Source organism: Achromobacter xylosoxidans A8, from assembly GCF_000165835.1.
Classification (GTDB): Bacteria; Pseudomonadota; Gammaproteobacteria; order Burkholderiales; family Burkholderiaceae_B; genus Achromobacter; species Achromobacter xylosoxidans_B.
Genome location: NC_014640.1, coordinates 4,378,469 through 4,400,388 on the forward strand (window position 1 = coordinate 4,378,469; position 21,920 = coordinate 4,400,388).

Genomic DNA, 21,920 nt, shown 5'->3' on the forward strand with positions numbered 1-21,920 from the left:
GAGAGGGGCCATGGCCATAGATGGGGAGCCCAGGAATGGCGACTTCGCGCGCTATATCGAGAACCTGACGCGTGCCGGCGGCGTAACGCCGGGGCAGGTTCCCGACAAGCGGGCGCAATCCCGCCCGGCAGCTCCCCCGCCCCCTCCCGCGCCCCCGGCCTCTCCCTCTGAAACGCTATCCGGCGCGCCCTGGGGCAAGCCGGCCCCGCCGCCCCTGCAATCGCGGCAAGCGCCCGCGGCTCCGGGCCAGACAGATGCCGCCGAGGTATCGATGGCCCGCCAAGCCACCCAGCGCAAGATCGGCGTCATCCTGACGGTGGGCGGCATCCTGGCCGGCTGGGCCGGAGCGCGCATCATCTTCGAAGCCCTGCGCGGCCCCGGGTTCGACCTGGACGAGGCCATGCCCGCCGTCTTCCTGTTCTTCTTCGCCATGATGCTGTTCAAGGCCGCCCGCAACGCGCGCAATCCGCGCGGCAAGGCGCCGCTGCCTCCGCTCAAGCGCTCTTCTTACCGCAAGGACGGAGACGCCTGATTCCGCCACCGGGGCGGCCCGGCTCGGGCGGGCAATGGTGCTAACATTTCCGCCGCTGTCGAAAGACCCATGAACCACGGAGTGAAAGTGAATAACGTAGTCGGATTGAACCAGGCCCAGGCGGCCACGATGCTGAAGCTGCAGGGCCACTTGAACAGCATGATCAATCCGGATTGGGTCAACGGCGGAGCCCGCTTCCTGCGCGCCGCCTTCGTCGAATCCGCCGAGGCGCTGGAACACTACGGCTGGAAGTGGTGGAAGAAGCAGACCATCGACCTGCCGCAGGTGCAAATGGAACTGGTGGACATCCTGCACTTCTACCTGTCGCACACCATCGTGCAAGCCCGCGGCGACATCGGCGCCGCCGCCGGCGCGCTGGTCGCCGACCTGTCCGGCCCGGCCTCGGTCGCGCTGGACGGCAAGACCCACACGCTGGACCAGTTGAACGTGCCCGAGCTGCTGGAACTGATCGGCGGCCTGGCCGTGTGCGGCCGCGCCAGCTTCAAGGTGCTGGAACAGACCATGACGTCCTGCGACATGAGCTGGAACGACGCCTACACGCAATACGTGTCCAAGAACGTGCTGAACATCTTCCGCCAGCAGCATGGCTACAAGGAAGGCACTTACATCAAGATCTGGAACGGCGAGGAAGACAACGTCGTGCTGGCCCGCCTGCTGTCGCAGCTGGACCCCGCGCGCGAGGATTTCGCCGACCAGCTGCATCGCGAACTGGAGCAGGCGTACTCGCGCCTGTAAGCGCCCGCCTGCCCCGCCCGCCTGAAAGACGCCGCGCTCGCGGCGTTTTTTCATGGCGGAGCCGGCAGCGCCAGGCTCCCAGGGAAGCGCGCTTCCCAGCCAAGCGCAAGGAACGGAGTTTTAAAAGAGGCGTGAGTTTTTATACTGAACGGGTCTTCAAGCGCAGAGAGGATCCGGCATGCACGCCGCGGCAAGCGAGAACCAGGCGATGAACGCCGCCCGCTATGACTGGGTGACTGTGGAGCATGCCCTGGATGCCCATGGCAACGCCGTACTTCCCCGACTGCTGACGGCGCGGCAATGCCGCGGCCTTTCCGCTCTTTACCCGGACGAAGCGCGCTTCCGTTCGCGCATCATCATGGCGCGCCATGGATTCGGACGCGGCGAATACCAATACTTCGCGTACCCCTTGCCGCCGTTGCTCGACTGCCTGCGCCATGCGCTTTATGCCCGGCTCGCGCCGATAGCCAACCGCTGGAATCAACAACTGCGCAAGGATACGCAGTACCCGCCTGAACTGGACGCCTTCCTGCAACGCTGCCATCGGGCGGGCCAGGCCCGCCCCACGCCATTGATGCTGCAATACGGCGAGGGCGACTACAACTGCCTGCACCAGGATCTCTATGGCGAGCATGTGTTTCCGCTGCAGGTCGCCATCCTGCTGTCCGAACCCGGCAAGGATTTCACCGGCGGCGAATTCGTCATGACCGAGCTTGGCGCCAATGGCCAGCGCGCCGACGTCGTGGCGCTGAACCAGGGCGACGCCGTGGTGTTCACCGTCAATCAACGGCCTGCGGCGGGCGCGCGCGGGCCGCGCAAGGTCGCCATGCGGCACGGCGTGAGCCGCGTGCGCGGCGGCCTGCGCCACACCGTGGGCCTTATCTTCCATGACGCAGCATGACGCCACGCTGGCTTCCGAACATCGATGAGAACCCTATGCATGACAGCGGCATGACCGCCCTCGAGACCCGCCTGGAGCGCCTGGATTGGGCAGACATCGGATCGCAGCTCGATACCGAAGGCTATACCTTGCTGCCCGGATTGCTGGACACCGAGCTGGCGCGCAGCCTGGCGCGGCAGGTCGACGCGCCGCAAGCCAGGCGGGTAAGCCTGGAATCCAGCGGGCTGGGGCGCGGCGAGCTGTACTACTTCGACGCCGCCATGCCGGCGCCGCTGGAGCCGGTGCGCGCGTCGCTGTACCGCCGGCTGGCCGGCCATGCCAATCGCTGGAACGAGCGCATGGGCGCCAGCCTGCGCTACCCCGCCGAGCTGCCGGAATTCCTGGCGCGCAACCGGCAGGCGGGCCAGACCAGGGCGCGCTCTCACCTGAACCGACTCGGCGTCGACGACTACGTGGCGCTGCATCAGCGCAATGATGGCGAGCAGGTATTCCCCATGCAGGTAGTCGCGCTGCTGTCCGAACCGGGCGATGGCTTTCAGGGCGGCGAATTCGTGATGACGGAGCAGCGTCCGCGCATGCAGTCGCGTCCGATGGTGGCGCCGCTCAAGTTCGGCGACGCCGCCATCATCGCCACGGCGGAACGCCCCTTCTCGGGTTCCAAGGGCGACTATCGCGTCAATCTCAAGCATGCCGTCAGCCGCGTGCGCAAGGGCGAGCGCGTCGGCCTGGAACTGTATTTTCACGATGCGCCCTGATGCCAACCTGCACCATGCCGACAACGATCCTGCAACACGAGCCGCCTGAAGCCCGGATTGCGGCGGCCGACTGGCAGGCCGCCGAAGACGCGCTCGGCCGCGATGGCTACGCCGTCCTGCCCGCGCTGCTGACGTCCGCCCAGTGCAGGGAACTCGCGCGCAGCTACACCGACGAAGCGCGCTTTCGCAGCCGCATCGTGATGGAGCGCTATGCGTTCGGCCGGGGCGAGTACAAGTACTTCGGCTACCCGCTGCCCGACGCCGTCCAAGGCTTGCGGCAGTCGCTCTATCCTCGCCTGGCGCCCATCGCCAACCGCTGGCATGCCGCCATGCGGATCGAGGAACGTTTTCCCGCGACCCACGACGAGTTCCGCGACATCTGCCATGCGGCGGGCCAACGGCGGCCCACGCCGCTGCTGCTGCGGTATCAGGTGAACGATTACTGCTGCCTGCATCAGGACTTGTACGGCGATCACGTCTTTCCGTTCCAGGTCATCTTCCTGCTGGACGAGCCAGGGCGCGACTTCGAAGGCGGCGAACTGCTGTTGGCCGAAAGCAACCCCAAGCAGCCTGGCCGGGCCGACGTGGTGCCGCTGCGGCAAGGCGATGCCGTGGTGCTTGCCGTCAACCACAAGCCGGTGCGTTCGGGGCGCGGCTATTACCGGGCCCATCTGCGGCACGGTGTCAGCCGGCTGCGCAAGGGCGAGCGGCACACGCTGGGGATCATTTTCCACGACGCCAAATAAGGCGCGGCGCCAGCGGGGCCGCCCAGCCGCGGATGACGACCGCGCAACCTGTTTCCAGGCGCGTCAGGCCGCGCGCGCCGTCTCGATGGCCGCGTCCCACACCAAAGGGGAGCCGATCTGCCGCCGCAACTGCTCGGTGAAAGCGCGGATACGCGCATTGGCGCGCGGCATGGCGCGCAGCAGATAAATGCCGCTTTCCGGCGGCGGACTGGCGTCCTCCAGCGTCAACTGCACCAGGCGCCCGGCGCCGATGTCCGCGCCCGCGGACCAGTTGGGCATGAGCGCGATGCCCAGCCCTTCCAGCGCCGCGAACCGGCGCGCGTCGCAATCGTCGCATTCCAGCACGAATCGGGCGTCCTGCGCCCACTGGCCATCGCCCAGCTCGCGCCAGCCGCGCACGCTGGTGCTGTGGCGCCGGTCGATCAGGCGATGGCGCGACAGGTCCGCCAGCGTGCGCGGCACGCCATGACGCTCCAGGTATGAGGGCGCGGCGCAGATCAGGTAGCGATGGCTGCCGATGCGCTGCCCGATCAGGCTGCTGTCGGGCTGCTGCCCCACCCGCACCACCACGTCCATGCGCTCCACCACCGGGTCCACCACGCGCTCGGTCAACTCCAGCTCCACCTGCAACTGCGGATGGCGTTCGCCCAGCTGCTGCAGCATGGGCACCACGTAGCGCCGCGCGAACGCGGGCAGGCAACTGACGCGCAACAGGCCTTGCACGGTCTGCTCCAGAGATATGACTTCGGAGCGCGCCTCGGTCATGTCGTGCAGGATCTTCACGGCGCGCTCGTAGAGCACCTCGCCTGCCTCGGTCGGCATCAGGGCGCGGGTGGAGCGCACGAACAGCGGCACCTTGAGTTCGGACTCCAGCGCGCCGATCTGCCGCGCCACGGACGAGGCCACCATGCCACGGCGGCGGGCCACCTCGGAAAAGCTCTGAGCGCGGGCGACGTCGACGAAGATGGACAGGCTTTCGGCGAATTTGACGGTTTTCATTTGTGCGTATGGCGCAAAAGGCTTTGGCGTGCGACGCCAGCTTTCCTGGGGAATTTGCCAATTACGATACCGTGCATGGCCGCACTTTGGCAATTTTGACAAAGATAGACGGCCGGATACAACGACGATAAGCCCAGGAGACCCGCATGCCCCCTATTACCGCCCCCCGCCGCTCGCCCCGCGCCCTGCTGGCGACCGCCGCCCTCGCCGCAGGCGCCTGGGCCACCGCCCTGCCCGCGCTGGCGGATTCCTATCCCAGCAAGCCGGTGACGATCGTGGTGCCTTTTGCCGCGGGCGGCACCGTGGACCGGGTAGCGCGCCAGGTGCAGCAGGCGCTGCAGGACAAGCTGGGCCAGACGGTGGTCATCGACAACCGCGGCGGCGCCGGCGGCACCATAGGCACGGCGCTGGTCGCCAAGTCCGCGCCCGACGGCTACACCGTGGAAATGGTGTTCGATTCCTACGCCACCGAGCAGCACATCTACCCCAAGCTGCCCTATGACACGGCGCGCGACCTGACCGGCGTGTCATACATGGTGCGTTCGCCCATGGTGCTGGCGGTGACGGCCAGCGGCCCCTACCAGACGCTGGCCGATTATGTGGCGGCCGGCAAGAAGGGCAGCGTGTCCTACGCCTCGGTCGGCGCGGGCAGTTCCAACCACCTGGCGGCCGAAATGTTCCACCAGGCCGCGGGCACCAGCGGCATCCATACGCCCTACCGGGGCGGCGGTCCGGCCGTGTCGGACCTGATGGGCGGACACGTGGAATCCATCATCGCCAGCCTGCCGCTGGTGCTGCCCCACATCCAGAGCGGCAAGCTGCGCGCGCTCGCGGTGACCGCGCCCAAGCGCGTCGCCGCCCTGCCGGACGTGCCCGCCATCGCCGAAAGCTATCCGGGCTTCGAGATCTATTCCTGGGTGGGCATGGTGGCGCCGGCGCAAACGCCGGCGGCGACGCTGGACAAGCTGGCCGACGCCACCATCGCGGCGCTGCGCGACCCGGCCGTCGCCGGACGCATCACCGAATCCGGCTTCGAAGTGGTGGCCGGCGGCCGCGACGACATGAACCGGCTGGTGCAAGCCGAATCCCAGCGCTGGGGCCAGCTCATCAAGAACCGCGGAATCGTTGCACAATGACCGATATGCCGACCGGGAACGCCATGCAATCCTTCATCTACGCCAGCCGCGCCCAGCGCGTGGTCTTCGGGCCGGGCAGCCTGGGCGGCCTGGCGGCCGAACTCGATACGCTGGGGCTGCGGCGCGCGCTGGTGCTTTGCACGCCGCCGCAGCGCGCGCAGGCCGAACGGGTCGCAACCTTGCTGGGCGAGGCGCGCGTGGCCGGGATCTTCGACCAGGCCGTGATGCACGTGCCGATCGAGATCGCGCGCCAGGCGCGGGAGGCGGCGCGCGAGCTGGGCGCCGATTGCGCGGTGGCCGTGGGCGGCGGCTCCACCATCGGCCTGGGCAAGGCCATCGCCCTGGACTCCGGGCTGCCAGTCATCGCGGTGCCCACCACCTATGCGGGCTCGGAAATGACGCCGATCTACGGCATCACCGAGGCCGGCATGAAGAAGACCGGCAAGGATGACCGCGTCCTGCCGCGCAGCGTGGTGTACGACCCGGAACTGAGCCTGTCGCTGCCGGTATCGATGAGCGTGACCAGCGGCATCAACGCCATCGCCCACGCGGCAGAGGGCCTGTATGCGCGCGACGGCAATCCGATCATGGACCTGATGGCGCAGGAAGGCATACGCGCGCTGGCGCAGTCGCTGCCCGCCATTCACGCCGGCGCCGGCGGCGCGGCTCTGCTGGAGGCACGCAGCAACGCGCTCTACGGCGCCTGGCTGTGCGGAACGGTGCTGGGCAGCGTGGGCATGGCACTGCATCACAAGCTCTGCCACACGCTGGGAGGCAGCTTCAACCTGCCGCACGCCGAAGTCCACACCGTGGTGCTGCCGCAAGCCCTGGCCTACAACGCCGCGGCCGCGCCGCAAGCCATGGAGCGCATCGCGGCGGCGCTGGGCGCGCCGGCTGCGGCGGCTGGCGTGTTCGACCTGGCCCGTTCGCTGGGCGCGCCCACCGCGCTGCGCGATATCGGCATGCGCGAGCAAGACCTGGACCGCGCCTGCGACATCGCCTTGCAAACGCCCTACCCCAATCCTCGTCCGCTGGAACGCGAAGCCTTGCGGACCCTGCTGCAAGACGCCTACGACGGCACGCGGCCCTGAGACGGGGTTCCGGCAGGCCGCGGACTAGCCTGCCGCTTTCGCTTAGCGCTGGCCGAAGCGGGTTTCGCCGAACAGCGCCTTCTGATCCCGCGGCTGCGAGCGCCAGTATTGGCGCGGCGCGCTGACCTGGCCGCCCAATTGCGCCGCGGCGTGCCAGGGCCAGCGCGGGTCATACAGCATGCCGCGCGCCAGCGCGACCATGTCGGCCTGACCGTGCTCCAGGATGTCTTCCGCCTGTTGCGCCTCGGTAATCAGGCCCACCGCGATGGTGGGCATGCCCACCTTGCGCTTGATCTCGTCGGCGAACGGCACCTGATAATTCGGCCCGGCGGGGATCTTCTGCTGCGGCGAAACGCCGCCGCTGGAGACGTCGATGAACTCGCAGCCCCGTTCCTTCAAGGCCTGCGCCAACACCAGCGTCTGTTCCAGATCCCAGCCGCCCTCGACCCAATCGGTGGCGGATACGCGCACGCCCAGCGCCACGGACGGCGGCGTGACCTCGCGCAGCGCCTGGAAGACTTCCAGCGGAAAACGCATGCGGTTCGCAAGCGAGCCGCCGTAGGCGTCGTCGCGCCGGTTCGACAAGGGCGACAGGAACTGGTGCAGCAGATAGCCGTGCGCAGCGTGCAGCTCGATCGCGTCGAAGCCCAGCCGGATAGCCCGCTGGGCGCTGGCCACGAAGGCGTCGCGGATGCGCGCCAGGCCCGCCGCGTCGAGCGCATGGGGCGCGGGTTCGGACGCATTGTGCGGCAGCGCCGAGGGCGCCCAGCCCTGCCAGCCGCCAGCCTCGGGCGGGACCAGTTGGCCGCCGTTCCAGGGCGCGTCGCTGGAAGCCTTGCGGCCCGCGTGGGCGAGCTGTATGCCCAGCTTGATGGGCGCATAGCGGCGGATGGCGGCGACGACGCGGCCGATCGCCGCCTCGGTTTCGTCGGACCACAGGCCCAGATCTCCCGGGGTGATGCGGCCGTCGGGCTCCACGGCGGTGGCTTCCACGAACAGCAGCGCGGCGCCGGACAAGGCCAGGTGTCCCAGATGGATCATGTGCCAATCGGTCGCCAGGCCATTTTCAGCCGAGTACTCGCACATGGGCGCGATGACGATGCGGTTGGCCAGCTCCAGCTGGCCGATGGAGATGGGACTGAAAAGCAGGGACATGCTGGAGCCTCCGGGGCATGGGATGCGAAAGCATAGCGCCCCAACCCGGCTGGCGGCCTGAATACCGCAGGCCCGGGCGGGGTCAACCGCAGCCGCGAGCGATGCGCTACTGCCCTTCGATCACCGAATCCAGGAACTGGCGCGTGCGCGCCTCTTGGGGCTGGCTGAACAGCACCGACGATTCGGCGTCCTCGACGATATTGCCCTCGTCGAAGAACAGGGTCCGGTCCGAACTGCGTTCGGCGAACTTCATCTGGTGGGTCACGATGATCATCGTCATGCTGCGCCGGGCCGACAGGTCGCGCAGGATTTGCAGGATGCCGCCCACCAGTTCCGGGTCCAGCGCCGAGGTCACCTCGTCAAACAGCATGATGTCGGGACACATGGCCAGCGCGCGCGCGATGCCCACGCGCTGCTTCTGCCCCCCCGACAACTGCGCCGGATAGACGTCGAGCTTGTCGCCCAGGCCGACCATTTCCAGGTATTCCACGGCGCGTTCGCGCGCCTGGATGCGCGACATGCCCAGCACGTGCAGCGGCGCCTCCATGGCGTTGGCCAGCGCCGTCATGTGCGGGAACAGGTTGAAGTGCTGGAACACCATGCCGATCTTGCCGCGGACCTTGCGCAGATGGTCCGAATTGGGCCCGGCGGGGCGGCCCTGGGCGTCGGTCCACATGGGCACGCCATCGATCTCGATGTCGCCGCTGGTGGGCCGGTCCAACGTCATCAGCACGCGCAGCAGGGTGGACTTGCCCGAGCCCGAAGGGCCGATCACGGCCACGGTCTGGCCCGACGGGATCTCCAGGTTGATGCCGCGCAGCACCTCCAGATCGCCGTACTGCTTGCGCAGGTTCTTGATGCTTACGCTGGCGCTCATCGCTTTCCTCCATATCGTTGCAGGCGGGCCTCCAGGCCGCGCACGCCCCAGGCCGCCACTAGGCTCAGCGCCAGGAACAGCAGGCCCACCAGGGTCAGGGGCTCGGTGTAGCGGAACGTCGCCGAGCCGATCATCTTGCTTTGCTGCAGCAGTTCCACCACGGTGATCGCCGACAGCAGCGGCGTGTCCTTGAACATGGCGACCAGGTAGTTGCCCAGCGCCGGCACCACCGGCGGAATCGCCTGCGGCAGCACCACGCCCACCGCCGTGCGCCAGCGCGACATGTTCAGCGCGGTGGCAGCCTCCCATTGGCCGCGCGGCACCGCCTCGATGCCGGCACGGTAGACCTCGGCGCAATAGGTCGCGTAGTGCAGGCCCAGCGCGGCGATGCCGGTGGCCAGCGGCGACAGCCGCACGCCGGTCAGGGGCAGGACGTAGAACAGGAAGTACATCTGCACCAGCAAGGGCGTGCTGCGCACGAACTCGATCACGAAAGCCGTGGGCAGCGACACGATGCGCAGGCGCGAACGCCGCAACAGCGCCAGCGCCAGGCCGAGCGTGACGGCCACCAGCATGCCCAGCACGGTGGCCTGGATCGTGATGAGCAGCGCGGAGCCCAGCGTGGGCAGGATTTCCAGGGCGAAGGACCAATCGAATACCGGCTTCATCGCACGCGCACCTTGCGTTCCAGCAGCCGCACGCCGGCCGTGATCAGCAGGGCCACGGCAAAGTACATCAGCAGCATCAGGGTGAAGATCTCGGTGGTGCGCAAGGTCTCGCTGCGCAGCAACTGGCCGCGGAAAGTCAGGTCGGTGATGGTGATGAGGGACACCAGCGCGGTGTTCTTCAGCAGTTCGATCAGCAGGTTGCCGGCCGGCGGCAGCATGGCCGGCACGGCCTGCGGCACCACGATGCGGCGCATGATCTGGCCGCGCGTCAGGTTCAGCGCGACGCCGGCTTCGCGCTGGCCCGGCGGCACCGCGCGGATCGCGCCGCGCACCACTTCCGCGCCATAGGCGCCGGCATTCAGCGCCAGCACCACGATGCCCACCAGCATGGCGGGCAGTTGCACGCCGAACAGCGGCAGCACGAAATAGAACCAGAACAGCTGCACCAGGGCCGAGGTGCCGCGGAACACCTCGACGTAGACCGCCGCGATCCAGCGCAAGGGACGCAGGGACGACAGGCGCCCGATGCCCGCGGCCAGCGCCAGCGGGACGGCCAGCACCACCGCGCCGGCCATGATCTCAAGCGTGACCGCCAGCCCTTGCAGCAGTGGCGGCACGAGCTCGGCGAAATGCTCGGATATCAACCGCATGCGCCCCCCTTACTGGCCGGCGCACAGCTTGGCGGCCGTGACTCCCTTGGGCAGCTCCTGCGGGGTGAAGCCGAAGGGCGCCACCAGCTTCTGGTGTTCTTCGGTACCGATGAACTTGGCCAATTCAGCGTTGAAAGCGTCGGCAAAAGCCTTGTCGTCGGAACGGAAAGCATAGGCGCCGTAGCCGCGCACATCCTTGCCGTCGATGACGGGGTCCTTGAACGGATCGGCCTTCTCCAGGCCGCTGGCCGCGCTGGTCTTGCCCATCAAGTCGTTGACCGTGAGCGCCGTGGCCGCGTAGGCGTCGGCGCGCCCGGCCTGCACGCCGGACAGCGCGCTGACCGCGTCGGGAAACACCACCACTTGCGCCGGCGGCACCTTGATCTTGGAGGCGTACTCCGCTTCGATCGCGCCCACCACCACGCCCAGCTTGGCGTCGGGATTCTTCATCACGTCTTCGTAGCTGTGCAGGTTCTTGGGATTGCCCTGCTTGACCAGGAAGGACTGGCCGACGCCATAGGTGGGGTCGGAGAACGCCACCTGCTGGCAGCGTTCGGGGGTGACGTACATGCCCGCCGCGATGATGTCGAAACGCTTGGCCTGCAGACCCGGAATAAGGGAGCCGAACTCGGTCAGGACGCCCTCCACCTCGTTGATACCCATGCGCTTGAGCACTACCCGCGCGATCTCCACGGACTCGCCCGTGACCTTGGCTTCCTTGCTGTCCATGTAGGCGAAAGGCGCTTCGTTGGCGTAGCCGATGCGTATCTTGCCGGCGGCCTTGGCGGCCTCCAGGGTGGACGCCGCGGCGGGTGCGCTCGCGGCCGGCGCAGCCTTGTCGGACCCCGAGTCGGAACATGCCGCCAGCACCCCCAGGCTCAAGGCGGCAAGCAAACGTCTGGATCGGATCAGGCTCATGGCAGTTTCTCCTGTATTTATTTCGAGGTATATGGATTCACTAAAAATAATACGCTATTAAATGATTTCTACACGAATGATGTGTTCGAAAAAAAGCAGGCCGCAGCCTGCTTTTCGATCCGTCGCCCTATGAGAGGTCAGGACAAGTTACGAATGGTAGACGTCTATGTCCCCACTTACTCCGCGTAGGAAAAACGGCCGTTCTTGACGATGCCCATGACTCGGGCGCGCTCGTCGAAGCCTTGGTGGTTGTCCTTGGTGATATTCAGGACGCCATTGGGCACAACCAGATCACGCGTGTTTTCCAGGGCGTCGCGCAGCGCCGCGCGGAACTCCGGGGTGCCGGGCTTGGCGCCAGTTTTCAGCGCCCGCGCCACCGCCGAATCCAGCAACATCCAGGCGCCATAGGCGTCGCCCGCGAACTGGGTCAGCGTGTTGGCGCCGTAGCGGGCTTCGTACTTGTCGGCGAAGGCCACCGCCACCTTCTTGACCGGGTTGTCGTCCGGCAGCTCGCGCGCCACCACGCCGGGGCCGGTGGGGAACAAGGTGCCTTCCACGTCCGCGCCCCCGACCTGCAGGAACTCCAGCGTGCCGATGCCATGCGTCTGGTAGATGGCGCCGGTGTAGCCGCGTTCCAGCAGCGTCTTCTGCGGCAAGGCGGAAGGCGTGCCGGCGCCGGCGATCAGCACGGCGTCGGGCTTGGCGGCGATGACCTTCAGCACCTGTCCCACCACCGACGCGTCGGTGCGCTGGAAGCGTTCCTGCGCCACGATCTTCAGGTCGGTCCCGGCAGCGGCGGTGAACTCCTTCCACCAGCTGTCGCCGTAGGAATCCGCGAAGCCGATGAAAGCCACGTTCGTCAGGCCCTTCTTCTTCATGTCCGCGACCAGCGCGGTGGCCATCAACGAATCGTTCTGCGGCATCTTGAAGGCCCAGGCGCGTTTCGGATCCGACAGCGGCTCGACGATGACGCTGGACGCGGCCAGCGCGATCATGGGCGTGCCGGTCTCGGCCAGCACGTCCAGGCCCGCCAGTGCCGCAGCCGTGGTATTGGGGCCGACGATGGCGTCGACCTTGTCTTCCGAGGTCAGCTTGCGCATGTTCTTCACCGCCCTGCTGACGTCGGTGCCGTCGTCCAGCACCACGTAGCGGGCCGGCTCGCCGCCCAGCGTGGCGGGCCACAGGCGGATCGCGTTATTGGTCTGGATGCCGATGGCGGCGGCCGGGCCGGTCGTGGACACGTCCACGCCGATGACGATTTCGGCGTGGGCGGACAAGGCGGGGACGGCCAGCGCGACAGCGCAGGCGTAGCGGACGAGCTTGTAAGACATGACAGCAGTTCTCGGCGAAGTTTGAGCAGATGCCCGTATTTTGCCTGATGGGCGCGCGCCGCCTTGCGACGCGCATCAAGCAGTCGCGCTGCAAGACCAGCGGTTACATAGGCTTGCCGTTGCGCGCAGACGCTTTCCGCGCCTAGCGCCCATGCCCGCCGTATCATCGGTCATGCCAACCCAGGCAATGCGCTCCGCTCCCAGCCGGCGGCCCGCGCCCTCCCACACCGGCCGCGCTCGCGACGGGCGCGGCCCTACTACAGGAGTCACGCATGAAGAAAACCGCAACCGCCCACTGGTCCGGCGACCTGAAGACCGGCAAGGGCACCATCTCCACGCAGAGCGGCGCGCTCAAGGAACAGGCCTACGGCTTCAATACCCGCTTCGGCGACACCCCGGGCACCAACCCCGAGGAGCTGCTGGGCGCGGCCCACGCCGGCTGCTTCACCATGGCCCTGTCGAACATCCTGGCGGAAGCAGGCATGGTCGCGCAAAGCCTGGACACCAAGGCCGAGGTCACGCTGGACAAGGTGGACGATGGCTTCTCGATCACTGCCGTCCACCTGACCGTGGAAGCCGTCATCCCCGGCGCCAGCGCCCAGGCCTTCGAGGACGCCGCCCGCAAGGCCGAGAAAGGATGCCCGGTGTCCAAGGTTCTCAACGCCAAGATCTCCATGGACGCGAAGCTCAAGTCCTGATCCCGCTGCGGCCCAGGGCCCGTCCGGCGAGGGCGGCGCCATTGGGCCAGCCTATCCCCTGCTTGCCCAAAATCAATTTGACGCTCCGCCCCTGCGAGAGAATGATGAGAATCATTCTCAGGAGCGAGCATGAGCCAATTCATCTACGCGATATCCGGCGGCAGGACCGCGCTGGCGCAGGACGTGCAGGTGTCGGCGGGACTGCGCCGCATCGCTGGCCCGGGCATCCTGGTGGCCGTGGGCTATATCGATCCGGGCAACTGGGCCACCGACATCGCCGGCGGCAGCGGCTTCGGCTATGGGCTGCTGCTGGTTGTGGTCATCTCGGCCCTGCTGGCGCTGGGCTTCCAGATCCTGGTGTCGCGCCTGGCGCTGGCTACCGGCCAGGACCTGGCCACGCTGACGGCCCGGCACCTGTCGCCGCGCCTGGCCAGGACGGCCTGGCTGGCCGGCGAGGCGGCAATCCTGGCAACTGCCCTTGCCGAGCTCATCGGCGGCGCGATCGCGCTGCGCCTGCTCTTCGGACTGCCGCTGATCGCGGGCGTCGCGGTCACCGGCGTCGGCACCTTCGCCGTGCTGGCGTTGACCCGCGGCAACGCCGACAAGCATGAACGCTTCATTGCCCTGCTGCTGTCGGTGGTCGCCATGTCCTTCGTGTTCCTGCTGTTCAAGGCCAATCCGGCCTGGACCGAAGTGGCGCACGGCGTCACCCAGACCGGCCGGGCGCTGCGCGACCCGCAGGGCTTCCTGATCGCGCTGGGCATACTCGGCGCCACCCTGATGCCGCACAACCTGTACCTGCATTCGGGCTCGCTGGCCCAGCGCGCGCAGCAACTGCCGCCCGCCGCGCGCGACCTGGCCATGCGCGTGGCGCGCAACGACACCATCGTGTCGCTGGGCCTGGCGATGCTGATCAACGCCGCCATCATGATCGTCGCCGCCGCATCGCTGTCGGGTTCGGGACTGATCGTCTCCAGCCTGGACGACGCGCATGCCGTGATCGGCCAGACGCTGGGCGTGGGCGCGGCCATTGTGTTCGCCGTGGCGCTGTATGCCGCGGGCCAAAGCTCCACCATCACCGGCGTGCTGGCCGGACGCATTCTGTCCAACGGTTTCCAGATCCGCCAGGGCTGGTCCGACCGGCGCCGCGCGCTTGCAACCCGGTTGCTGGCGGGCGCGGCGGCGGTCGGCCTGTTGGCGTTCACCGGCGGCCAGGACCCCGACAGCCTGCTGGTGCTGAGCCAGGTCATCCTGAGCCTGGCCCTGCCCTTTGCGCTCGGCCCGCTGGTGCTGCTGGCCTGCCGCAAGAGCCTGATGGGCAAGTACGTGTTGCGCGGCGCCTGGGCCTGGGCGGCGATTGCGGCCACGGTCGGTATCCTGCTGCTGGACGGCTATCTGGTGGCTGACATGCTGGTCTGAACCCAGGACTGGCCGGTGGCCTCGCCGCGCGGCGCCGCGCCGCGGCGGAGCTCGATGGCCTCCCGCAACATGCCGATGATGGCCCGGGTCTTCCGTGGCAACGGCCTTTGCGGCGGCGTCAGCGCGGTGACCGGCAGCGAACGCATCCGATGGTCGGACAGCAGGCGCACCAGCCTGCCGGACGCCAGCTCCGCAGCGCAAGCGGGCTGCTGCACGACTCCGATACCGCCCGCTCCCAGAATGATGTCGAACATCGCGCGCCAATGCGTGGTGGTGACGGCCGTGCGGATTGCCGCTGGCCGGCTTTCGCCCGCGGCATCCATCATGGGCAAGGCCTTGTTCTGGAAAGCGTCCTTGACGCGGATGAAGGGATGCCTGGCGAGATCCTGCCTGTTGAGGACCGGGCCGTACCGGTCTAGATATTCGGGCGTGGCCACCAGCACGTGGTCCACCTCTCCCAGCGGATAGGCAAGATAGCGCCCGTCGCCGGCGCTCCCCAGGCGAATCGAAAGATCGACCCCTTCGACGGCCGGATCCACGGCCGCGTCGTTGAGGATCAGATCCATCAGCAGGCCCGGGTGTTCGTTCCGCGCCGCGATCAACGTAGGAACCACAACCTTTTCGCCGTAGCAATGGGCGGCGGCGATCCGCAGCGTGCCGCCGATCTCCTGGCCCGTCGCCCAGACGGCCTCGGCCGCCTCGGCTGCCGAAGCCAGCAAGCCCTGGCTGCGTTCGTAGAAGATTCTGCCCGCTTCGGTGCACTTGAGCGCGCGTCCCGTGCGCAACAGCAAGGTGGCGCCCAGGAAGCGCTCGAGTTTCTCGATGCGTTCGCTCACCGCTGGCTGCCCCATGCCCAGGTCGCGGGCGGCGCCCGACATCGTCTCGCGTTCGACGACGCGGACGTAGATGCGCATCGCTGCCAAAAGATCCATACCCATCCCGAAATTCCACCCGCCGCCCCCCAACGTGCATGCATGCGCAAGCCGGGGACTTTGGAGTGCGCCCGCTTTCGCAATCCTGCGCAACCGCCGCAGCACTCCCAGGGCGCATTCTAGGGATGCCTACGTAAACCGAAAAGCCAAAATTCTCTTATCATCGTTTCCGTTTGGTTTACACATAAACGGCGGTGGTCCATGAAACCCAACCAGTTGCAGGCATTCGTCGCGGTCGCCACGCAACACAGCATCCGCGCTGCCGCCCGCAGCTTGGACGTTTCGGCGCCCGCCGTGACCAAGATCGTGCGCGAACTGGAGCGCGAACTCGGCGCCGCCCTGGTCGAACGCAGCGTCAAGGGCATCACGCTCACGGAATGCGGGGCGGCCCTGCTGCCCCGCGCGCAGCTGCTGCTGGATGACATGCGACGGGCGCGTGACGAGGTCGCTCAGTTGCGTGACGGCAATGCCGGCCAGGTGCGCGTGGCGGTCAGCGCCGCGTTCGCGCAGACCTTGTTCATCCCGACGTTCCGGCGGTTGCGGCAACGGCGCCCCGGCGTTTCGCTGCACGTCAGCGAAGCCGGCCTGGCAGGCATTCTGACGCGGCTGCGCGAGCCGCAGGTCGATTTCGCGGTCATGCATGCAGACCCGGAACTGTTGCAGGACGAGTTCGAATGCCAGCCGCTGTTCCCGGTGCGGCTGGTGGTCGGCATGCGCAGGCAACATCCCTTGCGCAACCGGCGCTCGATGCACGAACTGCTCAACGCTGAATGGGCCTTGCCCGGCGATGGCGGCGATCCGCTATCGGCCACGACCCGACTGTTCGCGTCGTTGGGCATGCCGGTGCCGCCACGCGTGGTGCAAGGCGATTCGCTCACCGCGGCCCTGGCCCTGGTGTCGCAGACGGATCATCTGGGACTGTTCGTGGAGCCGCTGGCGGACGCGGTCTTCAAAAACCTGGGCATCCGGCGCCTGGAGCTTGACGATGCGCTGCCGGTCCTGCAGGTCTGCGTCATACAGCGCAAGGGCAGCGACCTGACGCCAGCCGCCCGGCAATTCATCGCCTGCCTGCGTGAAGTCCTGGACGAGACTCAACTGGCGCCATGAAAAACGCCGGCAGATTGCCGGCGTTTTCGCTCGCGACGCTGCGCGCGTCGCTCCAGGGCACTTCAGTGATAGGCGGAAACCACGGGGTGTTGGCGGCGGCCAGCGTCCATGTCGTGCAGCACTTCACCCACGGCGCCGCCAAACGCCGCCAGGCGCACTTTCAGGCGCAGCCAGCGCGAGCCGGAGGCATAGCCGGACAGGCTTTCCGCGATGATGGCGTCATGAATCAGGGTACGTTCCAGCTCATCCGACATGCGGGCATTCTTCAGCGCGGTATCGCTCATGGTTCTCTCCTTGAGAAAGCGATGTGGAACAACACGAGTCCATCTTAGACCTGTGCTTGCTGCGTCGCAATAAATTTCTCAAGCATTTTTTTGTGCGTTGCGCAATGGGTACAAACACCAAAAATGGTGCACATGTGCACTGCTGCCTGCACCTTGCTGGTGCCGCCCCCGTCCCCTCGATCTGGAGGCGCGCCGTATCAGGCCTGTGCCAGATGCGCCTGAATCAGCATGTCCGCCATCTGCGCGACCCGCCCGGCAGGTCCGCCTTCGCCGAAAAGCTGACTGGAGACGAAGGCGCCCTCGAACAACAGCAACAAGCCATCCCCCAGTGCGTCAGGGTCGGCCGCCCCCATTTCCGCCGCCATGGCGGCTAGGCGCCGGCGCAGCTCCGCCTTGTGCTCCACCGCCACGGCGCGCGCAGGATGACCGGCTTCGGGATACTCGACCGCCGCGTTCGTCAGGCCGCAGCCGCGGTATCCGCTCTGCACGGCCCGCCCGGCCAAGCCGGTCAGATAGGCCAGGATCTGCGCACGAGGGTCTCCCGGGTGCGCCTCGCAAGCCGCGTCAAAACGCGCCCAGAATTCAGCGTCGTAGTCGCGCAGATAGGCCGCCGCCAACTCATCCTTGGACGAAAAGTTGCGGTACAGGCTAGGTTTGGTCACCCCCGCCTCGCTGACGATGGCGTCCACGCCCACCGCCCGGATGCCGTCCCGATAGAACATTTCGCGCGCGGTCTTGCGGATGCGATCGGCCGCCAGCGGCGGCTTGGATGCGGGCCGGTCGGCGGCGGTGGTTTTGCTGGCCATGGATGGGCTCCTTTTCCGGATGACGGACGCGACGAGAAATCGCTTGACTATGTTACTGACCGGTACGTACTATTCGCAAACCCCATTACGTACCGGTCAGTAACATGAGTATAGCCCAGCCTCCCATTCCTTTCCGGCGCGCCGGCCAGAAGTACGCTTTCGTCGTCGTCGCAGTCATTTTCCTGGCCCTGCTGGTTTCCGCCGGCCTGCGTTCCTCGCCCAGCGTGCTGCTGGTGCCGCTGGAAGAAACCTTTGGCTGGAGCCGCAGCACCATCTCCCTGGCCGCCGCGGTCGGCATCTTCCTGTATGGCATGGTCGGCCCCTTCGCCGCCGCGGCGATGGAACGCTTCGGCTTGCGGCGGGTGCTGATCGGCGCCCTGGTCGTGATGGCAGCGTCCAGCGCGGCCAGCGCCTTCATGACCGAGTCCTGGCATCTGTTGCTGACCTGGGGCGTGTTCTCGGGCCTGGGTTCGGGCGCGGTGGCGGTGGTGCTGGGCGCGACCGTGGTCAACCGCTGGTTCACCAAGCACCGCGGCGTGATGATGGGTCTGTTGACCGCTAGTTCCGCAACCGGCACGCTGGTGTTCCTGCCGGTGCTGGCGGCGCTGGCCTCGTCCGGCGACTGGACCCGCGTGGTCTGGACCGTGGCGGCCGCGGCGGCGGCGCTGGTGCCGCTGGCCTGGTGGCTGGTGCCGGACCGCCCCGCCAGCGTCGGGCTGGTGCCGTTCGGCAGCGATCCGCATGCGCCGCCGGCGCCCGCCGCGCCGCGCACCGGCATGCTGGCCGCCACCTTCGGCGCGCTGGCGCGGGCCTCGCGCACCCGCACCTTCTGGTTCCTGTTCGCCACTTTCTTCGTTTGCGGCTTTACCACCAACGGTCTGGTGGGCACGCACCTGATCGCGCTTTGCGGCGACCATGGCATGCCCGAGGTGCAGGCCGCGGGCCTGCTGGCGCTGATGGGCATTTTCGACCTGATCGGCACCACGGCGTCCGGCTGGCTGACCGACCGCTACGATCCGCGCAAGCTGCTGTTCGTCTACTACGGCCTGCGCGGGCTGTCGCTGATCTACCTGCCCTATTCCGACTTCTCGTTCTACAGCCTGTCGATCTTCGCCATCTTCTTCGGCCTGGACTGGATAGCCACGGTGCCGCCCACGCTGCGCCTGACGACCGAAGCCTTCGGCGAGCGCGATGCCCCCATCGTGTTCGGCTGGATCGTCGCCGGCCACCAGTTGGGCGCCGCCAGCGCCGCCTGGATGGCGGGCGCCGTGCGCGAAGCGCAGGGCAGCTACCTGATGGCTTTCGTCATCTCCGGCATGACGGGCCTGATCGCCGCCGTCATCGCGCTGATGATAGGCAGGCAGCGCGCGGTGCCGCAGCCGGCCTGAACGCGACTGCGGGCGGACCGCCAGCCCCCGGCCGCGCGCCGCCCGCGCAAATCACAGGCCTACACAGGCCTAGTCAGGCCTTGGCTGCGCCACCCGCGCGCCCGCGCAAGTTGTAGGTCTTCTTGCTGCCCACATGCTTGCGGATGAGCGACTCCGCAAGCTCGCCATCGCGCCGCATCAGCGCCTGGACGAAGGCCTCATGGTCGGCCACCGCCGCCGTCCATTCGTCGATATCGAAATTCGACTTGTAGCGCAGCGCCTGAACCTGCAGGTTGAACCTGTCATAGGAATGCGTCAGCGCCGGGTTGTGGGCGGCGCGGTTGATGGCGATGTGCGTGCCCATGCTGGCCGCGAAATACGCGCGGATGTCGCGCTGCTCATACCCCTGCAGCATCTGCGCGTGCAGTTGCGCGATGTGCGCCAGCTCCGCGTCCGTCGCGCGCTCGGCGGCGCTGCGCACCGCCAGGCCTTCCAGCACCGACAGCACATCGAAGATGTTTTCGACGTCATCGGCCGACAACTCGATCACCATCGCCCCGCGCTTCGGCTGCAAGGTCACCAGCCCGTCCGAGGCCAGCATGCGGTAGGCCTCGCGCAGCGGCGTGCGCGAAATCTTCAACTGCTCGCACAGGTCCCGTTCGTTGAGCCAGGTGCCCGGCTTGAAGGTGCCGTCGATGATGAGCTGCCGCAGTTTCTCGGCCACCACGGCCGGCAGCGTGGGGTGATGGATGGCCAAATCGGGGACGGACTGGTCCATAACTTCAGGGTTAGCCATGAGTTGTTGCCACTCGCTAATTCGACTATTTTTGTATCTGGTATACCAAACACCAGCGGCATACCAACCTGACCCCATCATAGATCAAGCAACACGCGGGCAGGCTTACAACCACCAAGGAGACCCATATGCACAAGCACGCTCGCGCCTGGGCCGGCGCCCTGGCGTTGACCGCCAGCCTGGCCGCCGCCAGCCCCGCCCTGGCGCAGGACGCATCCAAATGGCCGGAACGGCCAGTACGCCTGATCGTCGGTTTCGTGCCCGGCGGCGGCACCGACGTGTCGGCCCGCATCCTGTCAGCCCGCCTGTCCACGCTGCTGGGCCAGCAGGTCGTGGTCGAGAACAAGCCCGGCGCGTCGGGCCTGATCGCGGCCGACTTCGTGGCCAAGGCCGACGCGGACGGCTACACGCTGCTGCTGGCCAACATGCAGTCCACCGTCGCCGCGCCCTACGTGGTGCAGTCCAGCGTCGACCCGATCAAGGATTTCACGCCGGTGCGCTACATCGGCTCGGTGCCCAATGTGCTGGTGGTCAACCCGGCCAAGCACAGCTACGCCAGCGTGCAGAACCTGGTGGACGACGCCCGCGCCAAGCCCAAGCAGCTAACCTACGCGTCTTCCGGCATGGGCAGCCCGCAGCACCTGAGCGCCGCGCGCTTTTCGCAGATCGCGGGCGTGAGCATGGAACACGTGCCCTACAAGGGCAGCGGCCAGGCCATGACCGACCTGCTGGGCGGCAGCGTGGACATGAACTTCGACACCTTGCCCGGCGCCATCAACCAGATCCAGGCCGGCAAGCTGCGTCCGCTGGCCGTGACCAGCACGGAACGCAGCAAGCGCCTGCCCGACGTGCCCACGCTGGCGGAGTCCGGCATCAAGGGCCTGGACGTGGTGCAGTGGTACGCGGTGCTGGCCCCGGCCAAGCTGCCCAAGCCGGTCCTGGACAAGCTCGACCAGGCCCTGAGCCAGGCCCTGGCCGATCCCGAGATCAAGGCCAAGCTGGCCGACCAGGGCATGGAACTGGGCGGCGGCCCCAGCAATCCCGCGGCCTTCGCCAGCTACGTCCAGGATGAATGGAGCAAGTACGGCAAGCTCACCGCCAGCCTGGGCCTGACCAAGCAGTAAGCCCGCAGCAACCCGGCGGGGGTGCGCCCCCCGCCCAAGCAAAGGAACACCATGAGCGCTACCCCCAATTCCGATTCCTCCCCCATCCTGCGCCAGCGCGACGGCGACATCGTGACCGTAGTGCTGAACCGCCCGGAAAAGCTCAACGCCTTCACCATAGACAGCTGGCGGCTGCTGGGCGACACCTTCCTGGAGCTGGACGCCGACGACAGCGTGCGCTGCGTGCTGCTGCGCGGCGCGGGCGAGAAAGCCTTCTCTCCCGGCAACGACATCAGCGAATTCGAGACCGCCCGCAGCAACAAGCGTCAAGCCATCGAGTACGGCGCGGTCATGCGCCGGACCATAGAGGCCATCGGCAACTGCCGCCATCCCGTGGTGGCGCAGATACACGGCATCTGCGTGGGCGGGGGCATGGAGATCGCCAGCCTGGCCGACATCCGCATCTGCGGCGCGAGCTCGCGCTTCGGCGTGCCCATCAAGAACCTCGGGCTGGTGATGTCGTATTCGGAACTGGCGCCGCTGGTGCGCCTGGTCGGCCCGTCCGCTGCGCTGCAGGTGCTGCTGGAAGGCACCATCTTCGACGCCCAGGAAGCGTTGCGCCTGGGCGTGGTCACGCGCGTGGCGCCCGACGACCAGGTCGCCGCGGAAGCGCAGGCCGCCGCCCGCCGCATCGCCGACGGCGCGCCGCTGGTGGCGCGCTGGCACAAGAAATTCATCCGCAACCTGGTGGACGGCAAGACCTTGACCGACGCCGACCGCGACGAAGCCTTCGACTGCTTCGACACCGAGGATTTCCGCACGGGCTACCAGGCCTTCCTGGCCAAGGCCAAGCCGCAATTCAACGCCCGCTGAACCCCATGCAAGGAGGACTC

At 67.4% G+C, this 21,920-nt stretch carries 24 protein-coding genes; 13 read left to right on the forward strand and 11 right to left on the reverse strand.

The window, feature by feature from the left end:
• Positions 1–10: 10 nt before the first annotated feature.
• From AXYL_RS20275 to AXYL_RS20295, 5 genes are all read left to right on the forward strand, one after another.
• Positions 11–532: a hypothetical protein gene (locus tag AXYL_RS20275; RefSeq protein WP_013394726.1), complete on the forward strand. Its 522-nt coding sequence runs from the start codon at positions 11–13 to the stop codon at positions 530–532.
• Between the two features lie 69 nt (positions 533–601).
• Positions 602–1,288, forward strand: a complete 687-nt coding sequence (locus AXYL_RS20280; protein WP_013394727.1) for a dUTPase — start codon at positions 602–604, stop codon at positions 1,286–1,288.
• Between the two features lie 178 nt (positions 1,289–1,466).
• A complete protein-coding gene (locus AXYL_RS20285) occupies positions 1,467–2,189 on the forward strand; it encodes a 2OG-Fe(II) oxygenase (RefSeq protein WP_013394728.1) in 723 nt (240 codons plus the stop codon).
• Positions 2,190–2,239: 50 nt separating this feature from the next.
• Positions 2,240–2,944 (forward strand): 2OG-Fe(II) oxygenase, encoded by a 705-nt coding sequence (locus tag AXYL_RS20290; RefSeq protein ID WP_041655795.1) that lies wholly within the window; start codon positions 2,240–2,242, stop codon positions 2,942–2,944.
• Complete coding sequence (locus AXYL_RS20295) at positions 2,944–3,690, forward strand: 2OG-Fe(II) oxygenase (RefSeq protein ID WP_013394730.1); 747 nt, start codon at positions 2,944–2,946, stop codon at positions 3,688–3,690. The genes AXYL_RS20290 and AXYL_RS20295 overlap by 1 nt, the downstream gene beginning before the upstream one ends.
• A 63-nt stretch (positions 3,691–3,753) precedes the next feature.
• Here AXYL_RS20295 and AXYL_RS20300 read toward each other — a convergent pair whose 3' ends face one another.
• On the reverse strand, positions 3,754–4,689 hold the full coding sequence (locus tag AXYL_RS20300; protein WP_013394731.1) for a LysR family transcriptional regulator: 936 nt from the start codon (positions 4,687–4,689) through the stop codon (positions 3,754–3,756).
• Between the two features lie 146 nt (positions 4,690–4,835).
• On the opposite strand from AXYL_RS20300, the gene AXYL_RS20305 reads away from it, so the two are divergent.
• Together AXYL_RS20305 and AXYL_RS20310 are read left to right on the forward strand one after the other, a co-directional pair.
• Positions 4,836–5,825 (forward strand): tripartite tricarboxylate transporter substrate binding protein, encoded by a 990-nt coding sequence (locus AXYL_RS20305; RefSeq protein ID WP_013394732.1) that lies wholly within the window; start codon positions 4,836–4,838, stop codon positions 5,823–5,825.
• A 23-nt stretch (positions 5,826–5,848) separates the two neighbouring features.
• Entirely contained in the window at positions 5,849–6,916 is a 1,068-nt protein-coding gene (locus AXYL_RS20310; RefSeq protein ID WP_041655797.1) for a maleylacetate reductase, read from the forward strand.
• A gap of 42 nt (positions 6,917–6,958) precedes the next feature.
• Here AXYL_RS20310 and AXYL_RS20315 read toward each other — a convergent pair whose 3' ends face one another.
• The 6 genes from AXYL_RS20315 to AXYL_RS20340 all read right to left on the reverse strand — a co-directional run bounded on the left by AXYL_RS20315 (position 6,959) and on the right by AXYL_RS20340 (position 12,515).
• On the reverse strand, positions 6,959–8,071 hold the full coding sequence (locus AXYL_RS20315; RefSeq protein WP_013394734.1) for an NADH:flavin oxidoreductase/NADH oxidase: 1,113 nt from the start codon (positions 8,069–8,071) through the stop codon (positions 6,959–6,961).
• A gap of 106 nt (positions 8,072–8,177) precedes the next feature.
• Positions 8,178–8,948: an amino acid ABC transporter ATP-binding protein gene (locus AXYL_RS20320; RefSeq protein ID WP_013394735.1), complete on the reverse strand. Its 771-nt coding sequence runs from the start codon at positions 8,946–8,948 to the stop codon at positions 8,178–8,180.
• Positions 8,945–9,616, reverse strand: coding sequence for an ectoine/hydroxyectoine ABC transporter permease subunit EhuD (ehuD, locus tag AXYL_RS20325; protein WP_013394736.1), 672 nt, complete (start codon positions 9,614–9,616; stop codon positions 8,945–8,947). The genes AXYL_RS20320 and ehuD overlap by 4 nt, the downstream gene beginning before the upstream one ends.
• On the reverse strand, positions 9,613–10,266 hold the full coding sequence (gene ehuC, locus AXYL_RS20330) for an ectoine/hydroxyectoine ABC transporter permease subunit EhuC (RefSeq protein WP_013394737.1): 654 nt from the start codon (positions 10,264–10,266) through the stop codon (positions 9,613–9,615). Before ehuC ends, ehuD begins: the two co-directional genes overlap by 4 nt.
• 9 nt (positions 10,267–10,275) lie before the next feature.
• Complete coding sequence (gene ehuB, locus AXYL_RS20335; RefSeq protein WP_013394738.1) at positions 10,276–11,184, reverse strand: ectoine/hydroxyectoine ABC transporter substrate-binding protein EhuB; 909 nt, start codon at positions 11,182–11,184, stop codon at positions 10,276–10,278.
• A gap of 176 nt (positions 11,185–11,360) precedes the next feature.
• Entirely contained in the window at positions 11,361–12,515 is a 1,155-nt protein-coding gene (locus tag AXYL_RS20340) for an ABC transporter substrate-binding protein (protein WP_013394739.1), read from the reverse strand.
• Between the two features lie 272 nt (positions 12,516–12,787).
• Here AXYL_RS20340 and AXYL_RS20345 point away from each other — a divergent pair, with 272 nt between their 5' ends.
• Both AXYL_RS20345 and AXYL_RS20350 read left to right on the forward strand, forming a co-directional pair.
• The gene (locus tag AXYL_RS20345; RefSeq protein WP_013394740.1) at positions 12,788–13,213 is read left to right on the forward strand and encodes an OsmC family protein; all 426 of its coding nucleotides are present in this window, start codon (positions 12,788–12,790) and stop codon (positions 13,211–13,213) included.
• A gap of 129 nt (positions 13,214–13,342) precedes the next feature.
• Entirely contained in the window at positions 13,343–14,632 is a 1,290-nt protein-coding gene (locus AXYL_RS20350) for an Nramp family divalent metal transporter (protein WP_013394741.1), read from the forward strand.
• Here the strand turns inward: AXYL_RS20350 and AXYL_RS20355 are convergent.
• Positions 14,605–15,564 (reverse strand): LysR family transcriptional regulator, encoded by a 960-nt coding sequence (locus tag AXYL_RS20355; protein WP_148260721.1) that lies wholly within the window; start codon positions 15,562–15,564, stop codon positions 14,605–14,607. The two genes, AXYL_RS20350 and AXYL_RS20355, sit on opposite strands and share 28 nt — an antisense overlap.
• A gap of 201 nt (positions 15,565–15,765) precedes the next feature.
• Between AXYL_RS20355 and AXYL_RS20360 the strand changes: the two genes are divergently transcribed.
• On the forward strand, positions 15,766–16,671 hold the full coding sequence (locus AXYL_RS20360; protein WP_013394743.1) for a LysR substrate-binding domain-containing protein: 906 nt from the start codon (positions 15,766–15,768) through the stop codon (positions 16,669–16,671).
• A 62-nt stretch (positions 16,672–16,733) separates the two neighbouring features.
• Here AXYL_RS20360 and AXYL_RS20365 read toward each other — a convergent pair whose 3' ends face one another.
• Both AXYL_RS20365 and AXYL_RS20370 read right to left on the reverse strand, forming a co-directional pair.
• The gene (locus tag AXYL_RS20365; protein WP_013394744.1) at positions 16,734–16,955 is read right to left on the reverse strand and encodes a hypothetical protein; all 222 of its coding nucleotides are present in this window, start codon (positions 16,953–16,955) and stop codon (positions 16,734–16,736) included.
• A 197-nt stretch (positions 16,956–17,152) separates the two neighbouring features.
• Entirely contained in the window at positions 17,153–17,761 is a 609-nt protein-coding gene (locus AXYL_RS20370; RefSeq protein ID WP_013394745.1) for a TetR/AcrR family transcriptional regulator, read from the reverse strand.
• Between the two features lie 104 nt (positions 17,762–17,865).
• Here AXYL_RS20370 and AXYL_RS20375 point away from each other — a divergent pair, with 104 nt between their 5' ends.
• Entirely contained in the window at positions 17,866–19,149 is a 1,284-nt protein-coding gene (locus AXYL_RS20375; protein ID WP_013394746.1) for an MFS transporter, read from the forward strand.
• Positions 19,150–19,222: 73 nt separating this feature from the next.
• On the opposite strand, the gene AXYL_RS20380 is transcribed toward AXYL_RS20375, so the two are convergent.
• Positions 19,223–19,924, reverse strand: a complete 702-nt coding sequence (locus AXYL_RS20380) for a GntR family transcriptional regulator (RefSeq protein WP_148260620.1) — start codon at positions 19,922–19,924, stop codon at positions 19,223–19,225.
• Between the two features lie 128 nt (positions 19,925–20,052).
• Here AXYL_RS20380 and AXYL_RS20385 point away from each other — a divergent pair, with 128 nt between their 5' ends.
• Positions 20,053–21,048 carry a Bug family tripartite tricarboxylate transporter substrate binding protein gene (locus AXYL_RS20385; RefSeq protein WP_013394748.1) on the forward strand — a complete coding sequence of 332 codons (996 nt, stop codon included), beginning with the start codon at positions 20,053–20,055 and terminating at the stop codon, positions 21,046–21,048.
• A 51-nt stretch (positions 21,049–21,099) separates the two neighbouring features.
• On the forward strand, positions 21,100–21,900 hold the full coding sequence (locus tag AXYL_RS20390) for an enoyl-CoA hydratase/isomerase family protein (RefSeq protein WP_013394749.1): 801 nt from the start codon (positions 21,100–21,102) through the stop codon (positions 21,898–21,900).
• Positions 21,901–21,920 lie beyond the last annotated feature (20 nt).

Coding starts and splice junctions, on each gene's coding strand:
- AXYL_RS20340 (WP_013394739.1), bottom strand. CDS start 12,515: ATGTCTTACAAGCTCGTCCGCTACGCCTGCGCTGTCGCGCTGGCCGTC.
- AXYL_RS20385 (WP_013394748.1), top strand. CDS start 20,053: ATGCACAAGCACGCTCGCGCCTGGGCCGGCGCCCTGGCGTTGACCGCC.
- AXYL_RS20280 (WP_013394727.1), top strand. CDS start 602: ATGAACCACGGAGTGAAAGTGAATAACGTAGTCGGATTGAACCAGGCC.
- AXYL_RS20355 (WP_148260721.1), bottom strand. CDS start 15,564: ATGGATCTTTTGGCAGCGATGCGCATCTACGTCCGCGTCGTCGAACGC.
- AXYL_RS20390 (WP_013394749.1), top strand. CDS start 21,100: ATGAGCGCTACCCCCAATTCCGATTCCTCCCCCATCCTGCGCCAGCGC.
- AXYL_RS20380 (WP_148260620.1), bottom strand. CDS start 19,924: ATGGCTAACCCTGAAGTTATGGACCAGTCCGTCCCCGATTTGGCCATC.
- AXYL_RS20300 (WP_013394731.1), bottom strand. CDS start 4,689: ATGAAAACCGTCAAATTCGCCGAAAGCCTGTCCATCTTCGTCGACGTC.
- ehuC (WP_013394737.1), bottom strand. CDS start 10,266: ATGCGGTTGATATCCGAGCATTTCGCCGAGCTCGTGCCGCCACTGCTG.
- AXYL_RS20290 (WP_041655795.1), top strand. CDS start 2,240: ATGACCGCCCTCGAGACCCGCCTGGAGCGCCTGGATTGGGCAGACATC.
- AXYL_RS20345 (WP_013394740.1), top strand. CDS start 12,788: ATGAAGAAAACCGCAACCGCCCACTGGTCCGGCGACCTGAAGACCGGC.
- AXYL_RS20295 (WP_013394730.1), top strand. CDS start 2,944: ATGCCAACCTGCACCATGCCGACAACGATCCTGCAACACGAGCCGCCT.
- ehuB (WP_013394738.1), bottom strand. CDS start 11,184: ATGAGCCTGATCCGATCCAGACGTTTGCTTGCCGCCTTGAGCCTGGGG.
- AXYL_RS20305 (WP_013394732.1), top strand. CDS start 4,836: ATGCCCCCTATTACCGCCCCCCGCCGCTCGCCCCGCGCCCTGCTGGCG.
- AXYL_RS20310 (WP_041655797.1), top strand. CDS start 5,849: ATGCAATCCTTCATCTACGCCAGCCGCGCCCAGCGCGTGGTCTTCGGG.
- ehuD (WP_013394736.1), bottom strand. CDS start 9,616: ATGAAGCCGGTATTCGATTGGTCCTTCGCCCTGGAAATCCTGCCCACG.
- AXYL_RS20350 (WP_013394741.1), top strand. CDS start 13,343: ATGAGCCAATTCATCTACGCGATATCCGGCGGCAGGACCGCGCTGGCG.
- AXYL_RS20365 (WP_013394744.1), bottom strand. CDS start 16,955: ATGAGCGATACCGCGCTGAAGAATGCCCGCATGTCGGATGAGCTGGAA.
- AXYL_RS20320 (WP_013394735.1), bottom strand. CDS start 8,948: ATGAGCGCCAGCGTAAGCATCAAGAACCTGCGCAAGCAGTACGGCGAT.
- AXYL_RS20285 (WP_013394728.1), top strand. CDS start 1,467: ATGCACGCCGCGGCAAGCGAGAACCAGGCGATGAACGCCGCCCGCTAT.
- AXYL_RS20275 (WP_013394726.1), top strand. CDS start 11: ATGGCCATAGATGGGGAGCCCAGGAATGGCGACTTCGCGCGCTATATC.
- AXYL_RS20315 (WP_013394734.1), bottom strand. CDS start 8,071: ATGTCCCTGCTTTTCAGTCCCATCTCCATCGGCCAGCTGGAGCTGGCC.
- AXYL_RS20360 (WP_013394743.1), top strand. CDS start 15,766: ATGAAACCCAACCAGTTGCAGGCATTCGTCGCGGTCGCCACGCAACAC.
- AXYL_RS20370 (WP_013394745.1), bottom strand. CDS start 17,761: ATGGCCAGCAAAACCACCGCCGCCGACCGGCCCGCATCCAAGCCGCCG.
- AXYL_RS20375 (WP_013394746.1), top strand. CDS start 17,866: ATGAGTATAGCCCAGCCTCCCATTCCTTTCCGGCGCGCCGGCCAGAAG.